The organism is Megalodesulfovibrio paquesii (assembly GCF_054653055.1).
Genome location: NZ_BAAIGQ010000004.1, coordinates 577,414 through 601,476, shown reverse-complemented (window position 1 = coordinate 601,476; position 24,063 = coordinate 577,414). Strand labels below are relative to the sequence as shown.

Below are 24,063 nucleotides of genomic sequence, written 5' to 3'. Positions count from 1 at the left end.
CGCCAGCACGGCGGCTCCTGCGCAAAGCGGCGCCGCGGCTTGGGACTACTTCTTTTTCGCCTTCTTCACGTCCCGGAAAAAAGGCAGCGAGCGCTTCAGGGCCGTGCCGGCCATCTTGCGGCGCAGGGCGGCCAGCTGATCCTGCAAGGGCAGGTGCTTGGGGCAGACGTCCTCGCAGGCCAGCAGCCCCATGCAGCCGAAGATGCCCGTATCGTCACCGATGAGGTGGAAGTAGTCGGCATCCTTGCGTTCATCGCGGGGGTCCAGGCGGAAGCGGGCCACGCGGTTCAGCGCGGCAGCTCCCAGGAAGTCCTCGCGCATGCGGGCCGTGCCGCAGGCGGCAATGCAGCAGCCGCACTCGATGCAACGGTCCAGCTCATAGATGGCCTCGGCGGTGCTGTTGGCCATGCGGGATTCTCTTTTGCCGGGATCAAATTCCTTGCTGGTGTGGATCCAGCTTTCCACGCGCTGGTACATGTCCCGGAACCAGACACCGGTATCCACGCTCAAGTCGCCAACCAGCTTGAAAAAAGGCAGGGGTAGCAGGGTGATGTGCTCGGGGAGGTCGCGGGTTTTGGTGTGGCAGGCCAGACCCGGGCGGCCATTGATGACCATGGCGCAGGAACCACAGACGCCAGCGCGACAGCAGAAATCGAACTGCAGGCCGGGGTCGTGCTCCTCCCGGATGCGGTTGAGGGCGATGAAGAGGGTCATGGCCGCAGTTTCGTTGAGCACGAAGGTTTCCAGGTGCGGCGTGGAGGCAGGGTCCGCAGGATTGTGGCGGAAGATGTGAAAGGTCAGGTTTCTGGCCATGGGGATTCCTTACTCGCCCGTGCCGGCAGTGGGGGTTGCGGCGGGGATGATTGAACCGCCGCCATAGCCGCGGTCGCCAGGAGGCAGGTGCCAGACCGGGGACGCCGGCTCGTACTGCAGGGTCGGCAGTTCGGCATAATCCGGCCAGGGGTTGGGCCAGGTGGCCAGGGTTCTGTTGAGCCAGTCGCGGTCGTTGCGTTCGGGGAAGTCCTCGCGGGTGTGGGAGCCGCGGGATTCCGTGCGCTTGAGCGCGCCGTAGGTCACGCAGAGGGCCAGGCGGACCATGCCGGGCAGCCGCAGGGCCAGGGCCATCTCCGGGCTTGCCCCCAGACCGCCGGAACGCAGTTTGAGACGACGGGCGCGAAGATGAATCTCCTGCAGCCGGGCCACGCCGGTTTCCAGGTCCTTGCCATTGCGGTAGATGCCCGCGGCTTCTTCCAGCACGTCGAACATGGCTTCCCGAACGTCATACACATTCTCCGTGCCCGAGAGGCCCTGCCGCAATGCATCAATGCGGGCCTGATCCCGGGCCACGGCGTCGGCCACCAGACCGGAACGGAAGGCCACATCCGCGCCCAGGGCGTATTCCACCATGGTCTTGCCCACAATGCCCCCGGCCACCACGGTCTCGGCCAGGGAGTTGCCGCCCAGACGGTTGAAGCCGTGCATGTCCCAGCAGGCGGATTCTCCGGCGCTGAACAGGCCCTTGAGCCCATAGGCCGCGCCGGTCTTATCCGTGCGCACGCCGCCCATGGAATAGTGCTGGGTGGGGCGGACGGGGATGAGCTGGCGGACGGGATCGATGCCCAGGAAGGACTGGCAGATCTCGTCCACCTCCCGCAGTTTGGTGCGGATGTGCTTTTCGCCCAGGTGGCGGATGTCCAGCCAGAGATGGTCGCCATAGGGGCCGGGCACGCCCTTGCCCTGGCGGATGTGGTGGGTCATCCAGCGCGAGACCACGTCCCGGGAGGCCAGTTCGGCCTTTTCGGGCTCGTAAATCTGCATGAAGCGCTCTTCGTTCACGTCCAGGAGGGTGCCGCCATCGCCGCGGCAGCCTTCGGTCACCAGAATATCCGTGGGCACGATGCCGGTGGGGTGGAACTGCACGGCCTCCATGTTCCCCAGGGGGACGATGCCGGTATCCAGGGCGGCGATATGGCCGCCGCCGTCGTTGATGACGGCGTTGGTGGAGTGCCGGTAGATGCGGCCGAAGCCGCCCGTGGCGATGAGGGTGGCCTTGGCCAGATAGGCCGTCAGCTCGCCCGTGCGCAGGGAGCGGACTACCGCGCCCAGGCAGGTGTGGCCGTCGTGGATGAGGGAGAGGGCTTCCATGCGGTCATGGACGGCCACGCCGAGCTGGGCGGCGCGGTTGTCCATGGTGTAGAGCACGCTGTGGCCGGCGCCGTCGGAGGCGAAGCAGGTGCGCCATTTGGCGGTGCCGCCGAAGGCGCGGGCGTTGATCAGCCCCTCGTTCTCCTTTTTTTCCTGCTTCTTGAATGGCTTGCCACCCTTGTAATACACGTGCACCCCGGGGACGACGCGATTCCAGGGCACGCCCCAGTGGGCCAGTCGCCGCATCTCCACGGGGGCAGTGTTCGCAAAAAGACGGGCGACTTCCTGATCGCAGCCCCAGTCCGAGCCCTTGACCGTGTCTTCAAAATGGATGTCCGGGCTGTCGCCGGCGCCCATGGCGCAATTGCCCAGGGCGGCCTGCATCCCCCCCTGGGCGCAGACCGAATGCGAACGCCGGGCCGGCACCAGGGAAATGCAAATGACGCCCAAGCCTGCCTGGGCCGCCTCCACGGCGGCGCGTTCCCCGGCCAGGCCTGCGCCAAGACAGAGCACGTCGGTATAAATAGTCTGCATGGCCGGTCCTTTATGCCGCGCTCAGCGTCAGGAAGCGGATGAGAGTGAGGATGCCAATGGCCAGGAAGACCGCGGTAAGCAGCTTTTCCGCCTTCAGGCCCAGGGGACGGCGGGCTCGGGAGATGAACCCCCATTTGACGCCGATGCGGTAGAAGCCAATGGACACGTGCAGTTCCACCATGGGCAACAGCACGAGGTAGAGCAGGGTCCAGGGCCATTGCTGCACGCGGGCGGCGCTTTTGGCTGCGGTAATGGGCAGATCGGCCAGCACGGTCCACATGTGGATGCAGCCCAGCACCAGCACCGCCAGCGCGGAAGCCACCTGCACCAGCCACAGCCAGGTGTCGGTATGTTTGAGCAGCCGGGCATGTTCGATCACAGCGCGCTGCTCGGCCTGACGGAAGGGAATGCGCCGGGCCGCCAGGACAAAATGCAGCAAAAAGAGCAGGCCGATGCAGGGTCCGCCCAGCTGGGCCAGGCCAGTGGCCTCGAAGAACCCGGCCAGGCTGTTCATGACGGACGCGCCCAGCAAGACGCTGGAAACAAGCAGCATGTGGGACCACATGAAGACGATGAGCAGCGCGCCGGTACACATCTGCAACCAGTCGGCCCAGGCGGCGGTTTTGGGAGTGCGGCGGGGTCTGACGCCGGCAGCCGGCGCCAGCAGTGCGTTGGCAGTGGCAGCGGCCTCAAGGGTGTACGTCGGCGGGGTGGGCATGGATACCTCCGTGGCAGCGGCCTGTCCGCATCAGCATGGAGGGGGCAGGCTGCGTGTCCGAAACACAAACGCCCCGACATTCATGCAGGACGCGGGAGATGTCAATGCAGCAGGAATCGCGGGGGAATCGCAATGCAGGTTGCGTTTAGGATCGCAATGCGATCAGGCAGGAATCGCAATCAAATCGCAATACTCTGGCCGTCTCAAGCGTATTACGCCAGGGAAAGATTGATCTCCAGGCCGATGGGGCAGTGGTCCGAGCCCATGATGTCGGGTTCGATCCAGGCGTCTTCAATGGCGTCGGTCAACTCGGAGGAAACATAAAAGTAATCGATGCGCCAGCCCACATTGCGTGCCCGGGCATTGGCCCGGAAGCTCCACCAGGTGTAGTGGTCCTTTTCGCCGGGATGGAGGTGGCGGAAGGTGTCCACATAGCCGGCGGCCTCGAAACGGTCCATCCAGGCGCGTTCAATGGGCAGGAAGCCGGAGGTCTTTTCGTTTTCCTTGGGCCGGGCAATGTCGAGCTCGGTATGGGCGGTGTTGAAGTCGCCGCAAACGATGACCGGTTTGGTCTTGCGCAGGGTCTGGGCGTGGTCCAGAAAGGCGTCGTAGTAGCCCATCTTGTAGTCCAGGCGCTCCTGGTTCATCTGGCCATTGGGAAAATAGATATTCAGGAGGTGAAAGGCGGGGTACTCAAGGTGCAGGCAGCGGCCCTCTCCGTGGAACAGCTCGTTGGCCAGATCCATGGACCAGTGGAGGGGTGGTGTTCTGGCAAAGCAGGCAACCCCGGAGTAGCCTTTCTTTTTGGTTGCCCAGTGCCAGGCGCTCCACCAGCCCGGGGGCTGGCGTTCGGCTTCGCCCAGCTGGTCAGGGTGGACCTTGGTTTCCTGCAGGCAGATGATGTCCGCCGTGGAGGCAGAGAGCCATTCCCCAAATCCTTTGCCCCAGGCGGCGCGGATGCCGTTCACGTTCCAGCAGGCCAGTCGCATGCGCTTATTCCAGGGGGGTGTCCAGGTTGAACGTCTTCAGGAACAACCCCTGTTTCTCCAACGATTCAAGATCCATGGGCCTTGCAAAGTAATAGCCCTGGCAGTATTCGCAGCCGAGCTGGCGCAGGAGCTGGGCCTGCTCGAAGGTTTCCACGCCCTCGGCCACCACTTTCATGTCCAGGCTGTGGGCCAGGGCCACGATGGTGCGGGCGATTTCCATGTTTTCGCTGCCCTGGGACATGCGGCTGACGAAGGAGCGGTCAATCTTGAGCATATCCACGGGGAAGCGCTGCAGGTAGGAAAGGGAGGAGTAGCCGGTGCCGAAGTCGTCGATGGAGATCTGCACTTCCAGGGTCTTGAGCCGCTGCAGCAGGGCAATGGCGGTCTGGGCGTTCTCCATGACCACACTTTCGGTAATTTCCAGCTTCAGGCAGTGCGGGGGGAACTGCGTTTCGTCCAGGACGCGTTTGACCTGGTCAAAGATGTCTTCCTGGCCGAACTGTTTGCCCGAGAGATTGACGGAGAGCATCAGACACAGGGGCTCGCCACCGTTGTGCGCGGAAAGCTCGCATCCCATCCGGCTCATGGTGGCGCAGGCTTCCCGGAGCACCCACTGGCCGATGGGCACGATAAGCCCGGACTCCTCGGCCACGGGAATGAACTCGCCGGGGCTGACCATGCCGCGCTCGGGATGCATCCAGCGGATGAGCGCTTCAAAGCCGCGGACCTTGCCGGACTTCAGGGACACGATGGGCTGATAGTGGACCACAAACTCGCGGTTGCGGATGGCCAGACGCAGGTCGGTCACCAGCTGCATGAGCTGGCGGGCCTTCAGGTGCATTTCCTGATCAAACACCTCGTAGCGGGCCTTGCCGCGCAGCTTGGCGCGGTGCAGGGCCGTGTCTGCATCACGCAGGATGACCTCGGCCTTGTCATAGGCAATGTGGCTGCCGGCGATGCCGATGCTGGCTGTGGTCACCAGTTCCTGGCCGGAAAGGGCGAAGGGGATGCGCACCGTGCCCAGCAAGTGGTCTGCAATGCGCGCGGCATCATCAAAATGCGGGAGTTCGGAAAGCAGGATGGCGAATTCATCGCCCCCCAGCCGGGCCACCAGGAATTTGCCGGCGTGCATCACTTCCAGTGAGCCGGTCAGCCGTGCGGCCAGAGCCACGAGGAGGTCGTCCCCGATGGTGTGCCCCAGGCTTTCGTTGATCATGTTGAAGCGGTCCAGGTCCAGAAGCAGCACGCAGAATTTGTGGTACGGATCCGTCCTGGCGCGTTCCAGCTCCTTACCGAGCGCATCCAGGAGCAGGGCCCGGTTGGGCAGGTCGGTGAGGGTATCGTGCAGGGCGTGGTACAGCACCTGCTCTTCGGCGCGCTTGCGGTCGGTAATATCGAGCAGGGAGATGACGCTGTCCGCTGTATTGGGGATCATGCTCACGGCCAGGGCCACGAAGCGGAGCTCCCCATTGGCGCGCTGGAGCCTGAACTCATAACGTTGCGGCGCCAGCGCCGGGTCCTGACGGCGCAGGTGGTGGTTGTTCCGCACTCGTTCAAGGTCGTCCGGGTGCACGATGGAGAAGGCGGAAAAATTGTCGGCCAGCCGGTCTTGCGGGTGACCGGTGATCACCACGAACTCATGATTGAACACTTTGACCCGGCCGGCCTCATCAAGGACGGCCAGGGCGGTGCCGGTGCTTTCGAAGAGCGTCCGGTACAGCAGTTCGGATTTTTCCAGCGACTGCCGGGTCTGGTCCAGCTGCTCGGAACGTTCCTGCACTTCGCCTTCCAGGGCATTGGCGTAGGCTCGCAGCTGGCGTTCCTGGCGGCGCAGGGTCAGTTGCGTGGTCACTCGGGCCATGAGCTCGCGGGAGTCGAAGGGCTTGGAAACGTAATCCACCCCGCCGGCTTCAAAGCCTTTGGTTTTCACTTCCACATCGCTCAGGGCAGACAGAAAGATGACGGGAATATCCCGAACGGCCGGATCTTCCTTGAGCAGTTTGCAGGTTTCCAGGCCATCGAGGCCGGGCATCATGATATCGAGGAGGATGAGGTCAGGGCCGGTTTTGGCAATTTCCAAGGCTGCCCGGCCGCTGTCTGCCTCCACCACCACGTATCCGCGCTTGCGCAGATGCGTTCCCAACAACTTGAGGTTGATAGGTTCGTCATCCACGATGAGGATGACATGCTGGGTGACGTTGCCGTCCTGTATATTGGCCTGCATGGTGTGTATTGCTGCCTCAGGCGGCCTGAGAGGTTGAAGGCATACGGGAAATCCCTCGCATATCCACGCTTGCATCTGTATGCGAAACTGGGACTGAGATCGTCAAGAACAAATTTGCGCCGTCGGGGAGGTGTGTTTTCATGTGACAAATTGAAGGTGCGGGGTGATGGACTGGACAGCGATGCGACATCTGGATATGCATGCCCATACGTTCGTTGGCGTCTGTGCGCCGTCAAGGAAGGGAGGCCCAGGGGGGGCCTTGCGCGTCCTGGCGAGGGTCCGGGAGGGCCAAGACGCGCCGCCCGCAAGAGCGCAAGGCCGCAACAAGACATTGGGACAAGGAGCTGCGTGTCATGACACAGTCCACCGGGGTGGAAATTGCAAAGCCGTTTGTCAAGGCGACCATCAGCGTGCTTTCCACCATGGCCATGATAGAACCCAAGCCAGGGAAGCCATTTGTCAAGAAGGACCGCACCGCGCAGGGCGACGTGTCGGCCATCGTGGGCTTCACCGGGGCCAAGAATGGCAGCATTTCCGTCTCGTTCACCAAGAAGTGCGCCGTGGCTGTGGTCAAGGCCATGCTGGGGGACGATGTGCAGGACATCGTGCAGGATGCCAAGGACGCCGTGGGCGAGGTCACCAATATGATTTCCGGGCAGGCACGAGCCTCGCTGGCGGAGATGGGGCTGAATTTTCACGGCTCCACGCCATCCGTCATCATGGGCGACAACCACACCATCACCCACATCACCTCGCAGCCTGTCGTGTGTATTCCTTTTGAAACGGATCACGGGCCATTTTACGTGGAATTCGTGTTTGAATAGCCACGCGGTGTGAGCCATTCCTGGGGACCTTTGCCATGGCCAGTCTCGACGCTCTCAGAACTCTCGGCTTTGCCGAACAGATGCGTCTGCTCATGGAGGCGAATCTCCGTCTGGATGAGCAGGACGCTCCGGCGTTGCTGGAGCTTGCCGCCACTCCACTTGGCGATGCCGCCGTGGACGCCATGGCGCGCGGGGTGCTGCGGACCCTGTTTTTGGCGCACCCTGTGTGGATATCCCGCGCCCTGGGGCACGACAATCCCCAGGTGCAGCGGGCCGCCGTGCATGCCGCCGCCTCCCTGAACATGCAATCTCCCGACGCCGCGCAGGCCCTGGCCGACTTGGTTGCGCTGGCCAGGGAAAACGCCCGGCAAACGGATGTGCTGCTCGAAGTGCTCACGGCCCTGGCGCAGCTGGATCTGGACGCCTTGCGCGCTGCAGGGGCGCTGCCGGTGTTCCGGTTGCATCTGGACCATCCTGAACCGCTCATTGCCGGGGTCTGCCTGAGCATGCTCGGAGCCCTGCAGGACTGTGAAAGCCTGCCCGGCCTGGCGGCGCTCTTGGAGCGCTCCGTTGTGGCCGGACAATGCTGTTCGGATTTGATGTGCGAGGCGCCACTGTGGAATGCCCTGGATGCGCTGGGCGATCTGGCCATGGCCCACTGCCCGGGCGCCCTGGAGGTGCTGGCCGGCCACATGCGCCACCCGAACGCCACGGCCCGCCGGCTGGTGCACGATGCCCTGGCCGCCCAGGGCGAGCGCGCCCTGCCGCAGCTCATCGCTGCCCTGGAAAACGATGCGGACGCCGATCTGACCATCATGGCTGCCAATCTGCTGGGCCGCATCGCCCACAAGCGCGGCGTGAACGCCATCCTTGACAGCCTGGAAGCCGGCCGGCTTGCCTCGCCCACGCAACGCTTTGCAGCCTACGAGGCCCTGGGCCGCATGCCTTCTCTGGCCGGCAAGATGCACCTGCTGAGCGCCTGGGAGGCGGAGGCTGACCCTGCTGGCTGTATTGCCCTGGTGCATGCCATTGAGGGGCAGTTCTCCCCGGCCCTGGCCGAGCGGTTTCTGGCTGCGGTGCTGGTTGCCGCGCCGCTTCGGCAGAGCCGCATGATCCGCGCCCTGGCGGCAGCCTCCGCGCCGGAGTTGCTTCTGGCCATGCATCAGAACCCGGAACTCCGGGGATTGCTGGTGGAATATCTGCTCAATGAAGGCACGGCAGACGCCCTGGCCCGGCACATGGCCTGCCTGCAGACTCTGGCCGGCCAGGGGGATCAGGAGAATCAGGGTGACCAAGGGGCCAGAGATGCCCTGGCCCGCCTGTCAATACGGCGGGACGCCCTGCCCGCAGCCGGCACCGGCGTGAAGCTGCTGGCCATAGACGATTCCGCAGCCATGCGCAGCTTCTACCTTGGCGTGGGCGCCGGGCTGGGAATGGAAGTGCTGGTGGCCGAACATGGCCGGCATGCCTTGGATATTTTGGAGTCAGATGCAGAGGGCATCCAGTGTCTCATTGTGGACATGAACATGCCGGTAATGGATGGTGTGGCCTTTGTCCGGCAGCTGCGGGCCAAGCTGGCGTTCAAACGCATTCCGGTTGTCATGGCCACCACGGAGTCCACTGTGTCCCAGCGCGAGCAGGCCATGCAGGCCGGTGTGGACGAATTCCTCAAAAAGCCCTTTACAATGCAAGCATTGCAGTCCACAATTGCAAGGCTGCTGCACACCTAAAGTTATTGAGAGCAGGGAGAGAGCACAATGCCAGCCGATACCACCATGCGCATCCTCGTTGTGGACGACTTTTCCACCATGCGCCGCATCGTCAAGAATATCCTGCGGCAACTGGGCTTCAACAATATCGAAGAAGCCGACGACGGCGCGAACGCCTGGGAAACACTCAACAAGGGCGGAATTGATTTCATCATTTCCGACTGGAACATGCCGAACATGACCGGCATCGAGCTCCTGCGCAAGGTCCGCGCCAGCGAAGAGTTTCATGACCTGCCGTTCCTTATGGTTACTGCGGAAGCGCAGCAGGAAAACGTCATCGAGGCGGTGCAGGCCAAGGTGTCCAACTACATCGTCAAGCCTTTCACGGCAGAAACGCTGAAGCAGAAAATCGACAAGATTTTTGAATAACGCAGACGGCCGCCGCCGTCTCTGTCTGATCGCTACACTGCAGGACGTCCTCCGCAAGGGGGACGTCTTTTTTTGCCTCTGCCGGTCAGGCAACAGACCGGCAGAGGCTGCGCAGGGCAGAAAAAGATGCCTTCGGACTATTCCACAAGAACATTGCGCAATCAAAGCCTGCGGAAAAACTTTCAACAACGCAAAAGCATGATATTTTGAAAAATTTTGCGAGAATTTCACAGCTGTTCGTAACTGTGGGATTGGAATTCTCGCGGAACGTATGCTTCGTGACACATGGAACAAAAAGACCCAATGCAGCCAAAATGCGAGAACTGAAAAATTTCTACTGCGGTTGCATATGGATACAAAATTCAACCAATTTTTCTGCAGAGCAAGCCTGTACATTACACAAGAGTAACAGTAGACTGCCTCTCAATCACTTTGCGAAATTCTCTAAACTAACTCTTGACTTTAGCCTGGGCCTCTTCAGGTGTGCCATGTCCGTCGCCACATCCCGTTCCTTGTGCGCGTCCGGCGCTTCGTGCGTCCAACGCGTTGCAGCGCCCGTATGCACCCCTGCTCCCGCCTCCGGATGGGAGCAGCTCAAGGGGATGGAACGGCTCAGTTTTTGCGACTGGCCGGGCCGCAACAGCTGCGTGCTTTTTTTCGGGGGCTGCAACCTGGCCTGCCCCACCTGTCATAATGCGCGCATTGCCTGGGCGCCCGGCTCGGTCCCCTCCCTGGATCGTGCCGAGGTGCTCAGGTTTCTGAAGGCCCGCGCCCGCTGGCTGGACGGCGTGGTGGTCAGCGGCGGTGAGGCCAGCTGCGTTCCCGGCCTGGAGGTCGTGCTTGGGGATATTGCCGCCCTGGGCCTGCCGGTCAAGCTGGACACCAACGGCATGTTGCCGGACGTGGTCGAGTCCCTGCTGGAAAAACGTCTGATTGCCGCCGTGGCGGTGGACGTCAAAGGGCCGTGGCGGCTGTATCCGGAATTGACCGGCGCGTGTGTGGAAACCGCCACTGCGGCCTGGAACCTCAAATACCTGTTTGCCATGGCCTCGCGCATGCCCGGGGTTTTTGCCTTCCGCTGCACCACGGTGCCGCTGCTGACCCCCGAGGATATCGAGGATACCCGCCGACAGCTGCCGGCGGGACATGCATTGACGCTGCAACCGTACAAGGAGCCGAAGCAGTATGCCCGCACAGATCTGCAAGCGAGACGGCTGTCTGGAAACGTGGTCGTTTGACCGCATCGCCACCGCAATCCTCAAGGCCCTGAACGCCAGCGGCGTCAAGGACCCCCTGCTGTCCAAGCGGCTGGCGCGCAAGGTGGAAGCCAGGCTCGAAGACCATGACGTCGCCGCGCAGGAGCTGGTGCAGGATACCGTCGAGCAGGTGCTCATGGAGAGCCGGCTCTTCACTGTGGCCAGGAAGTACATTCTGTACCGGGAAAAGCGCCGGGAACTGCGCGAGCACAAGGCCGCCTATCTCGACGTGGCCGAGACCATCGACAACTACCTGGACAAGGCCGACTGGCGCGTCAATGAAAACGCGAACATGAGCCACAGCTTCCAGGGGCTCATGCTGCACCTCTCCGGCACCATCCAGGCCCGGTATTCCCTGGAAAAATACCCCGAGGAAGTGCGCGACGCCCACAACCACGGCTACTTCCATATCCACGACCTCTCCTTCGGCCTGGCTGGCTACTGCGCAGGCTGGAGCCTCCGGGATCTGCTGCTGGAAGGCTTCAACCTGGACGGCCGTTCCTCCGCCGGCCCGGCCCGGCACTTCGACTCCATTCTCGGGCAGATGGTCAACTTCCTGGGGACGCTGCAGAACGAATGGGCCGGCGCCCAGGCCTTCAACAACGTGGATACCTACCTCGCGCCCTTCATCCGGCACGATGGCCTTTCCTACACCCAGGTCAAGCAGGCCATGCAGAAGTTTGTGTTCAACCTGAACACCACTTCGCGCTGGGGCGGCCAGTCGCCCTTCACCAACCTGTCCTTCGACCTCGTGCCCCCCTCGCACATCGCCAGGGAAGGGGCCATCATCGGCGGCCAGATCACCGACACCCCCTACGGCGACTACCGCGTCGAAATGGACATGATCAACCGCGCCTTCCTGGAAGTGATGAACGAGGGCGACTACCACGGCCGCATCTTCTCCTTTCCCATCCCCACGTACAACATCACCAAGGACTTCCCCTGGGAAAGCGACCTGGGCGAGATGCTGCTGCAGCTCACGGCCAAGTACGGTGCGCCGTACTTCCAGAACTTCATCTCCTCGGACCTGAACCCCGAAGACGTGCGGTCCATGTGTTGCCGTCTGCAGATGGACCTGCGCGAGCTGCGCAAGAAGACCGGCGGGCTCTTTGGCGCCGGCGACCTGACCGGCTCCATCGGCGTGGTGACGCTCAACCTGCCCAAGCTGGCCTATCTGGCTCAGGGGGAGGAAGATTTTCTGGACCTGCTCTCGGAATACGCCGGCCTGGCCCGGGACGCCCTGGAGTTCAAACGCAAGCTGATCCAGAACAACCTGGACAAGGGCCTCTTCCCCTGGACGCGCCGCTACCTCAAGAACGGCTACGCCGGCCACTTTTCCACCATCGGGCTGGTGGGCGGGCATGAGGCCTGCATGAACCTGCTGGGCAAAGGCATTGAGACCGACGCCGGCATCCGCCTGATGCAGCGCGTGCTCAATCATCTTCGCGAGCTGACCGTGGGCTACCAGGAAACCACCGGCAACCTGTACAACCTGGAAGCCACCCCGGCCGAAGGCACCAGCTACCGTCTGGCCAAGATCGACAAGGGCCTGTACTCGGAAATCCAGGCCTCGGGCAACGGTACGCCGTACTACACCAACTCCACCACCCTGCCCGTGGGCCTGACCGAAGACGTGGTCTTTGCCCTGGAACACCAGAACAAGCTGCAGCCCCTCTACACCGGAGGCACGGTGTTCCACACCTTCCTTGGCGAGGCCGTGGCCGATACCAAGGCCTTGCAGCGCTTCATCGTCAAGGCCTTCTCTGAAACGAAGATTCCTTACCTCTCCATCACCCCCACCTTCTCGGTGTGCAAGGAACATGGCTACATCCGCGGCGAGCACCACGCCTGCCCCGTATGCGGCGAGGAGGCTGAGGTCTTCACCCGCATCGTGGGCTACTACCGGCCCGTGAGCCAGTGGAACAAGGGCAAAAAGGCCGAGTACAAAGACCGGATGATGTACGACGAGATTTGCTGAACGCCGCCGCAGCGCGGTATGGTGGGCAGCTAGCGGGCAACGCCCGAAATGAACAAAACGGCGCCCGGCGGAACGGTCATACTGTTCCGCCGGGCGCCGCGCGTTTTTCTCTTCAGGCAGGGAGCATGCTGCCTGCTGCGGCGTGCTCAGTGGTCCGCAGCGAGGGCAGCGGCTTCATGGGCAGGCATGATACGCCCCTGGGGCGAGACGTAGCGGACTTCGCATTCAAAGGGCAGGCCGGTGCGTTCGAGCACCTGCCTTCGGACCTCATGAATGAGGGCCAGCATGTCCTTCGAGGTGGATCCCCCAAGGTTGACGAAAAAATTGGCGTGCTTGTGGGAAACCTGACAGTTGCCCACCGTCAGTCCCTTGAGCTGCGTGTCTTCAATGACCTTTCCTGGCGGGCCATAGGCCGCGTACATGGCGTCGGAATTTTTAAAGACCGAGCCGCAGCTGGGCAGATCCAGGGGGAACTTGGCCTCCCGCTCGGCCAGATCGGCGTCCATGGCGGCCTTGATGACCGCGGGGTCGGCTGAAGGCAGCTCCAGCACCGCGCCGGTGACGATGCAGGCATTCTGTTGAAAGATGCTGGTCCGGTAGCCAAACCCGCAGGCCGCGCAGGGGAAGTCCAGGGGCTCGCCGGTGCGGGTCATGGCCGTGACGCTGACGATGACATCGCCGATGGCCTGGCGGCGGCTGCCGCCGTTCATGGCGATGAGCCCGCCCAGCGCACCGGGGATACCGACGATGTGCTCCAGGCCGGCCAGCCCTTCGCGTTGGGCGGCCCAGGCGAGATCGGCCACCTGCACCCCGGCGTCGGCCATGACGCGGGTTCCTTCGATACGCAAGCCGGCAAAGGCCGGGCCCAGGCGGATGACCACGCCGCGCAGGCCGGCATCGTCAAAAAGCAGGTTGGACCCCTCGCCGATGACCACACAGGGCAGGCCATGCTCGGCGCAGGTGCGCAGAGCCCTGGAGAGCTGGGCCGTGCTGGCCGGCTCCACCAGCAGATCGGCCGGTCCTCCAATCCGCCAGGTGCAGCGCCCGGCCAGGGGGGCGTCAGGCGTGAGCCGGCCAACGTCGAGAGTGGAAAACAGGGCCGCCAGACGGGAAGCAGGCGCGGTCACGAAACGCATCCTCCGGAGCATGTGGTGTTGTCGGGATGATCAGGGCAATCCGGTTCCGGTTCCGGATCAGGCTCTGGGCCCAGGCCTGCAAGGTCCAGAGACTTGCGACGCAGCAGGACCAAGGTCACATCGTCCTCCTGCCGCGCTCCCTGGCGGAAGACCTCCAGATCCAGCAGGAGGCCGTCGAGCACGTGCTGCAGGCTCGCCGCGGAGGTGGCCAGCCGCTGGAAGGCCTCGCGGAAGCGGGCCTTGCCATATCGTTCGCCGGCCGGGTTCTGGGCCTCCCAGATCCCATCGGTGCCGATGGCCAGGATGTGTCCCACGGGCAGTTGCATGGTCTGTTCCTCGTACCGCCAGCTTTCTTCCACGCCCAGGGGAATGCCTGCGCCGCAAAGTTCGGCCATGGCGCCGGATACAGGATCATAGAGCAGGGCAGGGTCGTGGCCGGCGCGGATCCAAGTCATCTCCCCGGTGCGGGGAACGATGCGCAGGCACGCCAGGGTGACGAAATTGCCGGACAAAGACAAATCGCGGCACAACTGGCGGTTGACGTCGTTCACGTTGCAGGCCAGCCGGACCTCGCCGCAGCACATGGAGCGCAGAGCGGCCCGCTGACGCAGGCAGGCCCGGGTGGTGGCCATGAGCAGGGCGGCGGAGAGGCCATGGCCGCTCACATCGCCCACCACCACATCAAGAGCCCGGCCAGAAGGCGTCAGATAATCATAAAAGTCGCCGCCCGTGGCCTCGCAGTACAGGCAGGCGCCGGCCAGCTCCAGCCCTGGCACATTGGGGGGAGTGAGCGGCAGCAGGCGTTGCTGCATGGTGTGGGCCAGGTCCAGGGCTTCCATGATCTGCAGGCGCTCTTCCAGGGCCGGGACCATGGCGTTGAAGGACCGGGCCAGCTGGCCGAGCTCGTCCCGGGAGCGGACATCCAGACGGACGCCGAAGTTGCCTTGCGCCACCTGCGCAAAACCCTGCAGCAGGCGCACCACCCGCAGTTGCATGCGCCGGGAAACGATCAGGGAGCAGAAAAAGGCCAGCACCATAAGCAAGGCGTACGAACTGGCGCTGAAGGTGCGCAAGTCTGCCAGACGATGATCGATGAACGCTTTCAGGGCCTTGGTCTCGGACGTGACATCATCCAGGGGCAGGCTGGCCAGCAGGCTGAGCCGCTCGCGCCCCAGGGGGGCATAGGCCCAGAGCAGGGCAGGGGCGTCTGGTTCGTCACCATGCTGCAAAATGGCCGTGCCTGCGCGTTCGGCCTGGATATCCTCCAGCAACCCGGCACCATCAAGCACCTTGGTACGCTGCCTCCAGCCGCCGGCAGGGCCATCGGCGATAACGGCAGAGGGCGCGGCCCGATCCTGCACTGCCAGCACGGTAATGCCCTGGCCTTCGGCCGCAGGCCGCACCAGCATGGTTTCCAGACGCGGGGACAGATTGTCCAGATGCCCGCCGCCGTGCAACAGGGTGGGGCCGTTCACGGCGCAGACGGCAAACCCGGCCGTGGCGTTGCCCATGGAGACAGCCAGGGCCAGCTGCCCGGTGCGCGGATCCACAAAGGGATCGGACCAGAACGGCTGGTCGCTGGCTGGCAGGGTGTTCAGCAAGGCCAGCAGGGCGCTGTCGTCATGGGCATTGGCCGGCGGGGGAAAGACCACAAAACTGGCGCCGGGCAGACAGGCCGCCTGCCACAACAAGCGTTCCCCAAAGCGGGCAGCCACGGCCTCGAAGACCGGCTCCAGACGCGAGGCATTCTCGTCACGCCCGTTTGCGGGCGAGGGCGCCGCCCCGGGCGGGTGATACAACATCCCGGGCCTGAGGAGCATCCCACCCGGGCCGCGCATGCGGTGTGCAGGGGCATTGCGGGCTGATGCGCCGGGTGCGACGGTGCTGTCGTTCTCACCCCAGGCCAGGCCGGTGGCCTGCATCTGCACGGCCAGTTCAAGCAGTTCCTCCTGCAGGCGGACATGGCGGGCATGGTCCAGCACCTGCATGGACACAGCCTGTCTGGCGCGTTCCACCAGTGTGGCGTTGGTCTGGCGTACAAGGTCGCCGCGCATTTCCATGAAGGCGCTGGCGTTGTAGAGCCGGCCGGCCAGCATGGGGGCCGCGGCAAAGAAAAGCAGGAGGATGAACAGCTTCCAGCGCAGGAGCATGAGGATTACTTCTTGATGAAGAGGTCCAGGTCAAACCGTTTGGGGTTGTTCCAGCTATCGCGTTCCAGGGTCGAGGTGTTGATGGTCCCGAACAGCGTCTGGGCCCGCTGCAGGACCTCGGCATCGCCATATGCCTGCGAAACATAGCAAAGCTGTGAACTATTATTGATTTTACTATGTTGAAGAATGGCCTGGATACCGTTGCGGGTCCAGCGGGCGGTTTCGAAGGTGGTGTCGCCCTCGCGCTCTGGCTGGCCGAATTCCAGGCGCAGGCTGTTGAACACCTGGCGGTACATCTCCTCGTTGCGCATGGGCATGAAGGCGGCAAAAAACACGCCGTCCTTGGCCGCATAGTATATTTTCACCACACCGAAGCCGCCAAAGGTGTAGCTGTTCTGCTCCTGGGCATAAATGGCCACGGGCCCGTCGGCGACCAGCGCATGAAAGCCTTCCTTCTGATCCAGACGCGCGCCCCAGGGAACCTTATTGAACCCGTCCGCAGGCAGCAGGTGCTGGGCCGCGGCCGGGACAATGGCAGAGGCGGCCAGGCAGAGGGCCAGGGACAGCACGACGAACACACGACAAAGCATGCCTTTCTCCTTGGACTAACGGTGCAGTCTCTTCACTAGCCTCTTTGTGACCGAAGGACAACGCACCCGTTGCGAACCTTACCGCACCGGAGGGCATGGCGGGCGCACGGTGCCGGCACCGTTACCCCGCGAGGATCTTATTGGCGGCTGGTTGCAAAAAATTCATGGGATGTTAATGGAATAGCTGGCTTCGGAAGAGGATGGGCACAAAAAAATCCTGTAAACCTGCCCTTCTTGTTGCATTTTTTTCAGTCTCCTATAAAAAAATGGCAGCCTCAAGGAAACGAGGCGAATGGCAATCAAGCCAGATGAAAATAGTCTGGTTGATATACACAACTATATGACCTTTTAACACACCGCAAGGAGTTTCCCATGGACGCCTTGTTGTTGTCGCGATGGCAATTTGCCGTTGCGTCATTTTTTCACTTCTTGTTTGTCCCGCTCACGCTGGGGCTGTCCATCCTGGTCGCCATTATGGAGACGAAGTACGTTCGCTCCGGCGACGAAACCTACAAACGCATGGCCAAGTTCTGGGGCCGGCTGTTTTTGATCAACTTTGCCCTGGGCGTGGTGACCGGCATCACCCTGGAGTTCCAGTTTGGCACCAACTGGGCCACGTACTCCACCTTTGTGGGCGATATCTTTGGCTCGCTCCTGGCTGTGGAAGCCACGGTGGCGTTCTTCCTGGAATCCACCTTCATCGCGGTCTGGGTTTTCGGCTGGGACCGCCTGTCCAAGAAAATGCACAATGCGGCCATCTGGATCGTGGCCATTGCCACCAACACCTCGGCCTTGTGGATCCTCCTGGCCAACGGCTTCATGCAGAATCCCGTGGGCTACGTAATCCGCAACGGTCGGGCGGAGCTGGACAACTTCTTCGAGGTCGTCACCAATGGTTTCGGGTGGAGCCAGTTCTTCCATACCGTCTCCGGCTCCTGGATGCTCGCCGGCTTTTTTGTGATGGGCATTTCCGCATGGCATCTGCTGCGGAATAATGAAACGGATTTCTTCAAGAAATCCTTCCGGCTGGGTGCACTGTTCGGCATCGTGTTCGCCCTGGTCGTGGCTGTGCAGGGGCACCATCACGGCAATCAGGTGGCCCGGCTGCAGCCCACCAAGCTGGCGGCCATGGAATCGCTCTGGGAAACGGAAAAGCCGGCCGGCATGTCCCTGCTGGTGGTTCCCGATGAAAAAAATGAGCGCAACCTCATTGAATTCATCAAGATTCCCTATGTGCTTTCCATCCTGGCCTTCAACGACCCCATGGCCGAGGTCAAGGGCCTGAAGGAATTCCCCAAGGAAGACCGCCCGCCCGTGACGTTGACCTTCCTGAGCTTCCGGGCCATGGTCGGCCTGGGCACGCTGTTCATCATCCTGGGCGGTCTGGCCTGGCTGTGGCGCAACAAGATTGAAAGCAAGCGGCTGCTCCTGCGCGTGCTGGTGTATGCCATTCCGCTGCCGTATCTGGCGCTGGAATTCGGCTGGGCCGTGGCGGAAATTGGCCGGCAGCCCTGGATCGTCTGGGGGCTGATGCGCACGGAAGAAGCCCATTCCGTGGGCGTAAGCGCAAGCCAGGTGGCTGTCTCCCTGGGAGCGTTCTTCCTGGTGTATTCCCTGCTCGGGGCCATCGACTTCTTCCTGCTGCGCAAGTACGCGGTGAAGGGTCCGGAAAAGGCCAGCACCCCTGAACCCAAAGCCGCCTAAGGAGACATAAGCCATGTTGGAGACCATCTGGTTCATCCTCTGGGGCGTGTTGTGGGGCGTGTACTTTGTGCTGGACGGCTTCGATTTCGGCATCGGCACGCTCATGCCCTTCCTGGCCAAGAACGAGACTGACCGACGCATCATGTATAACGCCCAGGGCCCCTTCTGGGACGGCAACGAAGTCTGGCTGATCACCGCCGGCGGGGTAACCTTTGCGGCCTTCCCCGGCGCGTATGCGGTGATGTTCTCGCAGCTGTACACCCCGCTGTATCTGCTGCTCTTTGCCCTGATTTTCCGGGGCGTGACCTTTGAGCTGCGGCACATCAGCGAAAGCCCGGCCCTGAAGAAACTCATGGACGTGTTTCATGTGGCCGGCAGCTTTCTGCCGGCGCTGCTCCTGGGCGTGGCCTTCTCGAATATCTTCATGGGCCTGCCCCTGAAGGATGGCGTGAGCCAGGGCACCTTCTTCGGCCTGTTGAACCCGTACGCCCTGGCTGGCGGGCTGCTCTTTGTGGCTGCCTTCTGCTACCATGGCGCGGTGTGGCTGGCCATCAAGGCCCCCGACGAGATGCGGCAGCGGGCCATCCGCACGGCCGAGGAAATCTGGCCCGCCCTGGTGCTGCTGGCGGTGATTTTCCTGGCCGCCTCGGCCCTGGCCACGGATCTGTATGCCAACTACCTGAAATACCCGTACCTGATGGTGCTGCTCATCCTGCCCGTGGCCAGCCTGGTGGTGACCCGCGTGGCCCTGGGCAAGCGCAACCTGTGGCAAAGCTGGGCCTTTTCCGGCCTGACCATCTTCGGCACCACGGCTTTTGGCGTGGCCGGCATCTACCCGGCGCTGCTGCCTTCGAGCATTGGCGTGGAACATGCCGTGACCATTCACAACGCCGCCTCCAGCACCCTGACCCTGTCCATCATGCTGGGCGTGGCCCTGGTGATGGTCCCGGCGGTCATTGCCTACCAGGCCTGGGTGTTCAAGAAGTTCAGCTTCCAGATCAAGGAAGAGGAAATGATCTACTAACGCACTCTGCGAAATGAGTGATCTTGCGGCGGCGGACGGGAGCAGGCTCCTGCCCGCCGCCTTTTGTTGCAGGCCCGCTTTGACAAGCCCTGCCGCCCGTGGCACTGCATAGCCGTCCTGTTGATTTTTCGAACAATTCCCTGAAAGCATCGGTGCGGCACGCCGCACCTGGAGACGTGATCATGGTCCTGGCGTTGTTGGCGATGGTCTGCGGCCTGGGGCTGCTGGTCTGGAGCGCGGATAAGTTTGTGGATGGATCTGCGGCCTCGGCCCGGCATTTCGGCATGCCGCCCCTGCTCATCGGCATGGTTATTGTTGGATTCGGCACGTCTGCACCGGAGATGGTCGTTTCGGCCCTGGCGTCCTGGCAGGGCTCGCCCGGCATTGCCCTCGGCAATGCCTATGGCTCCAACATCACCAACATCGCCTGCATTATCGGCATCACGGCCATGATCCAACCCATTGCCGTGCAATCGCAAATTCTGCGCAAGGAACTGCCCATCCTGACCGGGGTGACGATTCTGGCCATCCTGCAACTGGCGGGCGGCTGGCTTTCCCGCCTGGACGCCACCATGCTGTTGCTGGTGTTTGCCGGGCTGATGGTCTGGACCATCCGCCAGGGCCTGCGCGAGCGCTGCGCCAACGGGGCTGGGGCAGTGGAGGAGGCCGACACCCTGGAAACCGACATGGAGCAGGAGTTCGCCGGCGAGCCCATGCCCCTGAAACGGGCGCTGCTGTGGGTGGCCGTGGGGCTGGTCCTGCTGCTCGTCAGCTCGCGGATGCTCGTCTGGGGGGCTGTGGAGATTGCCCAGGCCTTCGGGGTGAGCGATCTGATCATTGGCCTGACCATCGTGGCCCTGGGCACCTCCCTGCCGGAACTGGCTTCGTCCGTGGCAGCGGCGCGCAAGGGGGAGGACGACATCGCCCTGGGCAACATCATCGGCTCCAATCTGTTCAACACCCTGGTGGTGGTGGGCATTGCCGGCAGCATTCATCCCATGGAGGTCACCCGCGATGTGTTGTGGCGGGACATGCCGGTCATGGCCGGGCTGACCATCTCGCTCTTTTTTCTGGGGTACGGCCTGCGCCGGCCCGGGGCCATCACCCGGCCGGAAGGCTTTGTGCTGTTGTGCTGCTATGTTGCGTACATGTCCTGGCTGGTGTTGACGACCTTTGCAGCCTGATTCTCCTGGCCCCGGGGTCAGTCCCGGTGCTTGCCCGGCGTGGGCAGGCCGATCTGGTTGAGCCGGCGGTAGATGCTGGGCACGCTCAGGCCGGAAAGCTGGCTGGCCCGGCGCATGTCCCGGCCGGCGGCGTCAAGGAGCTGCCGAAAGTACACCCGGTCCTGCTCCAGCTTGAAGGCCTCATAGGAGGGCAGAGCGCCTGGCACGGCGCCTGGCACGGCGCGAACGGGCCGTTCGGCCTCTGCGTCCGCCTCGTTTTCGGTCAGGGAAGAGAGCCGCACCAGATGCGGCAGGTGTTTTGGGTACAGTACGGGATCGGCTCCAGCCTCAATGACCGTGGCTTCCAGTACGTTGCCCAGCTCGCGAACATTGCCCGGCCAGCCGTACTCGCGCAAGGCGCGCAGGAGCTGCGGGGAGAGGGATTTTTGCGCCAGCCCGTAGCGGGAGCAGGCCTTGGCCGCAAAGTGCCGGGCCAGGAGGGTCAGATCCTCGCCGCGCTCGCGCAGGGCCGGCAGGGTGACCTCCATGGTCCGCAGGCGAAAGAGCAGATCCCCGCGAAACAACCCCTGGGCGGTCATGGCCTCCAGATCCCGGTTGGTGGCCGCCACCAGACGGAAGTCGCTGACTTGCTCCCGCGTGGAGCCCACGGGCCGGTAGCGCCGCTCCTGCAGCACGCGCAGGAAGGATTTCTGCAGGCCCAGGGGCAGTTCGCCCACCTCATCCAGAAAGAGCACGCCGCCGTGGGCGGCGGCCACCAAGCCGGGGTGGTCGGCGTGGGCTCCGGTAAAGGAGCCGCGGACATGGCCATACAGCTGACTTTCTACCAATTGTTTTGAGATGTTGGAGCAATCCACCACCACGAACGGCCCGCCGCTGCGGGGGCTGTTGGCATGCACGGCCTTGGCGGCCAGCTCCTTGCCCACGCCGGTTTCGCCGCAGATGAGCACATTGGCCTCGCTCTGCGCGGCGCGGCCCAGGAGTTGCTTGACCCGGACCATGGGCGGGGATTCGCCAAGGATGCCGCAGGCGTTGAAGGTTCGCGGGGTGTCCTCTTGCCGGGTGGCCTGCAGACGGGAGGCGCGGTAGTGCAGGGCGCTGGAGAGGGAGGCCTTGACCACATGGGGCGAGGCCGGCTTGCGCAGGTAGTCCCAGGCTCCGCAGGCCAGGGCCTCGCGGGCGCCGTAGTTGTCGCCCAGGCCGGTGATGACGATGATTTCCGGGGTCGAGGGCGTGGCGGCCAGCTGGTCGATGGCTTGTTTGCCGTCGCCGTCGGGCAGGCCGAGATCGAGGTAAATGACGTCCACCCCGCTGCGGGCCAGGCTCAGGCCCTCGCGCAGGGTGGGGGCCAGGAGCGTCTCGTGGCCGAGATCCGCAAAACAGCGGGCCAGGCTGGCGCGGATGAAGTCGTCATCATCGATGATCAGGACCGTGGCCATGCATGTTCTCCCGTTCAGCGGCAGTGACGGCAGTGACGGGTCACGCAGTCGATGAGGGTGCGCGGGGTCATGGGCTTCATCAGAAAGCCAACCACGCCGGCAGCCGCGGCCCGGCGCTCCAGATCCGGCTCCACGTGCCCGGTGCACATGACGATGCTGGCGGCGCCGTCCAGGTCCAGCATGCGGGCGGCCATATCCAGGCCGTTCATGTCGGGCATGAAGTGATCGGCCAGGACCAGGGCGAAACCGGCCGGGGCGTTGCGGAACAGGTGCAGGCCTTCCGAGCCGCTGCCGGCGGTGACCACGCGGAAGCCGGCCTCGCGCAGTACCCGCTCCATGGCCAGCAGAGCGGACTGGTCGTCGTCCACCAGCAACAGGCGCGGGGCGTCGGGGGGATGGCCGCGGTCTCTTGGGTGGCCTGGGCGCGTGGCCAGGACGGTGGCTCCGCCCACGTCGGTCTGGGGAGCGGCGGCGTTGACGATGGCACCGGCCGCCGGCGCATCGCAGCGGGGCAGGTAGACGTCAAACACCGTGCCCAGGCCCGGGCGGCTGCGCACAGCAATGCCCCCACCGGCATGCGTGACGATGGAGTGAACCACAGCCAGCCCCATGCCCGTGCCACCGGCGGTCTTTTTGGTGGTGTAGAAGGGTTCGAAGATCCGCTCCAGCCTGTCGGCTTCGATGCCCTGGCCTGTATCTTCGACGCGCAGGACGACGTACTCTCCCGGCTCCAGGCCGGGCGGGGTGTGGGAGGAGTCGGGCCGGACCCGGCTGGCCAGCAGGCGCACGCCCAGGCGGCCGCCATCGGGCATGGCCTGCACGGCGTTGCGGCACAGATTGTAGAGCAGCTGCTGCACCTGGGCCGGGTTGGCCAGGACACAGTCATCCTGCTCCATGCAATGCACATCCAGTCGGATATCCTCACCCAATGAGGCCCGGAACAGGGCCAGATGCTCCCGGAGCAGCGGCCCCAGCCGCAGGGGCTCCCGGCTGACGTTTTGCCGCCGGCTGAATTCCAGAACCTGTTCCACCAGATCCGCGGCCCGGTAGGCCGCGCGCAGAGCCTCGGCCAGAGGCGCGCGGGCCTGCTCGTCGGCGGCCTTGCCCAAGGCATAGTCAATATTGAAGATGATGGGTACGAGGTTGTTGTTCAGGTCGTGGGCGATGCCGCCGGCCAGCACGCCGATGGCCCGCATCTTCTGGGCCTGATACAGCTCGCGCTCCACCCGCTTGAGTTCCGTGACGTCAATGCCCAGCTCCATGACCAGGGGCCGGCCGTGCTCATCCTCAAAGGGATAGTCATACACGTGGAAGGTCCGGCCCTGGCGGTCGGTGAACTGCCAGCTCTCGGTCCTGCCGGTCTCGAAGACCCGGAAGGTGGGGCAGACCGGGCAGGGCGTGGTCCGGCCGCTGAAGACCTCGTAGCACAGCCGGCCTTCCGTGGGGCCGTACAGGTCGCGGGTTTTGCGATTGGCGTAGGCCACGGTGTAGTCGCGGCGCTGCATGTACACGAAGATGGGGACCTCATCGAAGACATTGTAAAAAAGCTCCCGCCCGCGCTCTTTCAGCCGTTCGGCTTCGCGGCGCACCTGGCGTTCGGCCAGGAGTGCTTTCTTGAGTCGTTCTGCGTCGGGCACTTCGCGGAATTCCACCAGCACCATGCGCTCGTCAGCGCTGGGCTGGCCGGGGTCTGGGGGGATGCAGCGGCAGCGGAAAGGCTGCTGGCCGGCGTCCAGGTACCAGTCCGGGCAGGGATCCCAGATAAAGCCCTGCTCCTGCAGGCTCTCGCGCGCAAACTGCAGGTGCAGGGCCAGGTCCGAGGCCAGGGACGGGGGCAGGCCGAGGTCGCCCAGGCTACGGCCCAGGGCGTCGGCATCACCACCGAGAAAGGTGGCGTCAAAGGCCGGATTGGCGAAAGCCAGGCGGTCGGCCGCGTCAAAAGCGGCCATGGGACTGGAGCACCGCTGGGCAAACCGGATGAGGCTGCAGGGCATAGGCATCCCGGCCGGGGCAACGGCTGCGGCGTACGCAGG

Annotated in this window: 18 protein-coding genes; 8 read left to right on the top strand and 10 right to left on the bottom strand. The window is 63.5% G+C overall.

The features are described from left to right. Window positions 1-45: 45 nt before the first annotated feature. From ACYQ00_RS05270 to ACYQ00_RS05250, 5 genes are all read right to left on the bottom strand, one after another. Window positions 46-813, bottom strand: a complete 768-nt coding sequence (locus tag ACYQ00_RS05270) for a fumarate reductase iron-sulfur subunit (protein ID WP_460031116.1) — start codon at window positions 811-813, stop codon at window positions 46-48. Window positions 814-822: 9 nt separating this feature from the next. Next, entirely contained in the window at window positions 823-2,679 is a 1,857-nt protein-coding gene (locus ACYQ00_RS05265) for a fumarate reductase flavoprotein subunit (RefSeq protein WP_460031115.1), read from the bottom strand. Window positions 2,680-2,689: 10 nt separating this feature from the next. Further along, entirely contained in the window at window positions 2,690-3,274 is a 585-nt protein-coding gene (locus ACYQ00_RS05260; protein WP_460031330.1) for a succinate dehydrogenase/fumarate reductase transmembrane subunit, read from the bottom strand. 335 nt (window positions 3,275-3,609) lie between these two features. After that, window positions 3,610-4,386 (bottom strand): exodeoxyribonuclease III, encoded by a 777-nt coding sequence (locus tag ACYQ00_RS05255; RefSeq protein WP_460031114.1) that lies wholly within the window; start codon window positions 4,384-4,386, stop codon window positions 3,610-3,612. 4 nt (window positions 4,387-4,390) lie between these two features. Beyond that, the gene (locus tag ACYQ00_RS05250) at window positions 4,391-6,610 is read right to left on the bottom strand and encodes a two-component system response regulator (protein WP_460031113.1); all 2,220 of its coding nucleotides are present in this window, start codon (window positions 6,608-6,610) and stop codon (window positions 4,391-4,393) included. Between the two features lie 353 nt (window positions 6,611-6,963). On the opposite strand from ACYQ00_RS05250, the gene ACYQ00_RS05245 reads away from it, so the two are divergent. The 5 genes from ACYQ00_RS05245 to ACYQ00_RS05225 all read left to right on the top strand — a co-directional run bounded on the left by ACYQ00_RS05245 (window position 6,964) and on the right by ACYQ00_RS05225 (window position 12,806). After that, window positions 6,964-7,434: a chemotaxis protein CheX gene (locus ACYQ00_RS05245; protein WP_460031112.1), complete on the top strand. Its 471-nt coding sequence runs from the start codon at window positions 6,964-6,966 to the stop codon at window positions 7,432-7,434. Between the two features lie 35 nt (window positions 7,435-7,469). Then, complete coding sequence (locus ACYQ00_RS05240) at window positions 7,470-9,164, top strand: response regulator (protein ID WP_460031111.1); 1,695 nt, start codon at window positions 7,470-7,472, stop codon at window positions 9,162-9,164. Between the two features lie 27 nt (window positions 9,165-9,191). Beyond that, a complete protein-coding gene (locus tag ACYQ00_RS05235; RefSeq protein WP_460031110.1) occupies window positions 9,192-9,572 on the top strand; it encodes a chemotaxis response regulator CheY in 381 nt (126 codons plus the stop codon). Window positions 9,573-10,174: 602 nt separating this feature from the next. After that, on the top strand, window positions 10,175-10,810 hold the full coding sequence (locus tag ACYQ00_RS05230; RefSeq protein WP_460031109.1) for a radical SAM protein: 636 nt from the start codon (window positions 10,175-10,177) through the stop codon (window positions 10,808-10,810). Then, window positions 10,758-12,806 (top strand): ribonucleoside triphosphate reductase, encoded by a 2,049-nt coding sequence (locus tag ACYQ00_RS05225; protein ID WP_460031108.1) that lies wholly within the window; start codon window positions 10,758-10,760, stop codon window positions 12,804-12,806. The genes ACYQ00_RS05230 and ACYQ00_RS05225 overlap by 53 nt, the downstream gene beginning before the upstream one ends. Window positions 12,807-12,952: 146 nt before the next feature. On the opposite strand, the gene murB is transcribed toward ACYQ00_RS05225, so the two are convergent. From murB to ACYQ00_RS05210, 3 genes are read right to left on the bottom strand one after another with little or no spacing between them, the layout of a single operon-like run. Then, window positions 12,953-13,933: a UDP-N-acetylmuramate dehydrogenase gene (gene murB, locus ACYQ00_RS05220; RefSeq protein ID WP_460031107.1), complete on the bottom strand. Its 981-nt coding sequence runs from the start codon at window positions 13,931-13,933 to the stop codon at window positions 12,953-12,955. Beyond that, window positions 13,930-16,092 carry a PP2C family protein-serine/threonine phosphatase gene (locus tag ACYQ00_RS05215; RefSeq protein ID WP_460031106.1) on the bottom strand — a complete coding sequence of 721 codons (2,163 nt, stop codon included), beginning with the start codon at window positions 16,090-16,092 and terminating at the stop codon, window positions 13,930-13,932. The genes murB and ACYQ00_RS05215 overlap by 4 nt, the downstream gene beginning before the upstream one ends. 5 nt (window positions 16,093-16,097) lie before the next feature. Next, window positions 16,098-16,682, bottom strand: coding sequence for a hypothetical protein (locus ACYQ00_RS05210; RefSeq protein ID WP_460031105.1), 585 nt, complete (start codon window positions 16,680-16,682; stop codon window positions 16,098-16,100). Between the two features lie 372 nt (window positions 16,683-17,054). On the opposite strand from ACYQ00_RS05210, the gene ACYQ00_RS05205 reads away from it, so the two are divergent. The 3 genes from ACYQ00_RS05205 to ACYQ00_RS05195 all read left to right on the top strand — a co-directional run bounded on the left by ACYQ00_RS05205 (window position 17,055) and on the right by ACYQ00_RS05195 (window position 20,594). After that, window positions 17,055-18,386 (top strand): cytochrome ubiquinol oxidase subunit I, encoded by a 1,332-nt coding sequence (locus tag ACYQ00_RS05205; protein WP_460031104.1) that lies wholly within the window; start codon window positions 17,055-17,057, stop codon window positions 18,384-18,386. 13 nt (window positions 18,387-18,399) lie between these two features. Further along, on the top strand, window positions 18,400-19,410 hold the full coding sequence (gene cydB / locus ACYQ00_RS05200; protein WP_460031103.1) for a cytochrome d ubiquinol oxidase subunit II: 1,011 nt from the start codon (window positions 18,400-18,402) through the stop codon (window positions 19,408-19,410). Between the two features lie 182 nt (window positions 19,411-19,592). Further along, entirely contained in the window at window positions 19,593-20,594 is a 1,002-nt protein-coding gene (locus ACYQ00_RS05195; RefSeq protein ID WP_460031102.1) for a calcium/sodium antiporter, read from the top strand. 17 nt (window positions 20,595-20,611) lie between these two features. On the opposite strand, the gene ACYQ00_RS05190 is transcribed toward ACYQ00_RS05195, so the two are convergent. Together ACYQ00_RS05190 and ACYQ00_RS05185 are read right to left on the bottom strand one after the other, a co-directional pair. After that, window positions 20,612-22,030 carry a sigma-54-dependent transcriptional regulator gene (locus ACYQ00_RS05190; RefSeq protein WP_460031101.1) on the bottom strand — a complete coding sequence of 473 codons (1,419 nt, stop codon included), beginning with the start codon at window positions 22,028-22,030 and terminating at the stop codon, window positions 20,612-20,614. Between the two features lie 14 nt (window positions 22,031-22,044). Next, window positions 22,045-23,979 carry an ATP-binding protein gene (locus ACYQ00_RS05185; RefSeq protein ID WP_460031100.1) on the bottom strand — a complete coding sequence of 645 codons (1,935 nt, stop codon included), beginning with the start codon at window positions 23,977-23,979 and terminating at the stop codon, window positions 22,045-22,047. Window positions 23,980-24,063 lie beyond the last annotated feature (84 nt).

Excerpts from the sequence above, each read along its gene's own strand:
- ACYQ00_RS05270 (WP_460031116.1), bottom strand. The coding sequence starts at position 813 with ATGGCCAGAAACCTGACCTTTCACATCTTCCGCCACAATCCTGCGGAC.
- ACYQ00_RS05265 (WP_460031115.1), bottom strand. The coding sequence starts at position 2,679 with ATGCAGACTATTTATACCGACGTGCTCTGTCTTGGCGCAGGCCTGGCC.
- ACYQ00_RS05260 (WP_460031330.1), bottom strand. The coding sequence starts at position 3,274 with ATGTGTACCGGCGCGCTGCTCATCGTCTTCATGTGGTCCCACATGCTG.
- ACYQ00_RS05255 (WP_460031114.1), bottom strand. The coding sequence starts at position 4,386 with ATGCGACTGGCCTGCTGGAACGTGAACGGCATCCGCGCCGCCTGGGGC.
- ACYQ00_RS05250 (WP_460031113.1), bottom strand. The coding sequence starts at position 6,610 with ATGCAGGCCAATATACAGGACGGCAACGTCACCCAGCATGTCATCCTC.
- ACYQ00_RS05245 (WP_460031112.1), top strand. The coding sequence starts at position 6,964 with ATGACACAGTCCACCGGGGTGGAAATTGCAAAGCCGTTTGTCAAGGCG.
- ACYQ00_RS05240 (WP_460031111.1), top strand. The coding sequence starts at position 7,470 with ATGGCCAGTCTCGACGCTCTCAGAACTCTCGGCTTTGCCGAACAGATG.
- ACYQ00_RS05235 (WP_460031110.1), top strand. The coding sequence starts at position 9,192 with ATGCCAGCCGATACCACCATGCGCATCCTCGTTGTGGACGACTTTTCC.
- ACYQ00_RS05230 (WP_460031109.1), top strand. The coding sequence starts at position 10,175 with ATGGAACGGCTCAGTTTTTGCGACTGGCCGGGCCGCAACAGCTGCGTG.
- ACYQ00_RS05225 (WP_460031108.1), top strand. The coding sequence starts at position 10,758 with ATGCCCGCACAGATCTGCAAGCGAGACGGCTGTCTGGAAACGTGGTCG.
- ACYQ00_RS05215 (WP_460031106.1), bottom strand. The coding sequence starts at position 16,092 with ATGCTCCTGCGCTGGAAGCTGTTCATCCTCCTGCTTTTCTTTGCCGCG.
- ACYQ00_RS05210 (WP_460031105.1), bottom strand. The coding sequence starts at position 16,682 with ATGCTTTGTCGTGTGTTCGTCGTGCTGTCCCTGGCCCTCTGCCTGGCC.
- ACYQ00_RS05205 (WP_460031104.1), top strand. The coding sequence starts at position 17,055 with ATGGACGCCTTGTTGTTGTCGCGATGGCAATTTGCCGTTGCGTCATTT.
- cydB (WP_460031103.1), top strand. The coding sequence starts at position 18,400 with ATGTTGGAGACCATCTGGTTCATCCTCTGGGGCGTGTTGTGGGGCGTG.
- ACYQ00_RS05195 (WP_460031102.1), top strand. The coding sequence starts at position 19,593 with ATGGTCCTGGCGTTGTTGGCGATGGTCTGCGGCCTGGGGCTGCTGGTC.
- ACYQ00_RS05190 (WP_460031101.1), bottom strand. The coding sequence starts at position 22,030 with ATGGCCACGGTCCTGATCATCGATGATGACGACTTCATCCGCGCCAGC.
- ACYQ00_RS05185 (WP_460031100.1), bottom strand. The coding sequence starts at position 23,979 with ATGGCCGCTTTTGACGCGGCCGACCGCCTGGCTTTCGCCAATCCGGCC.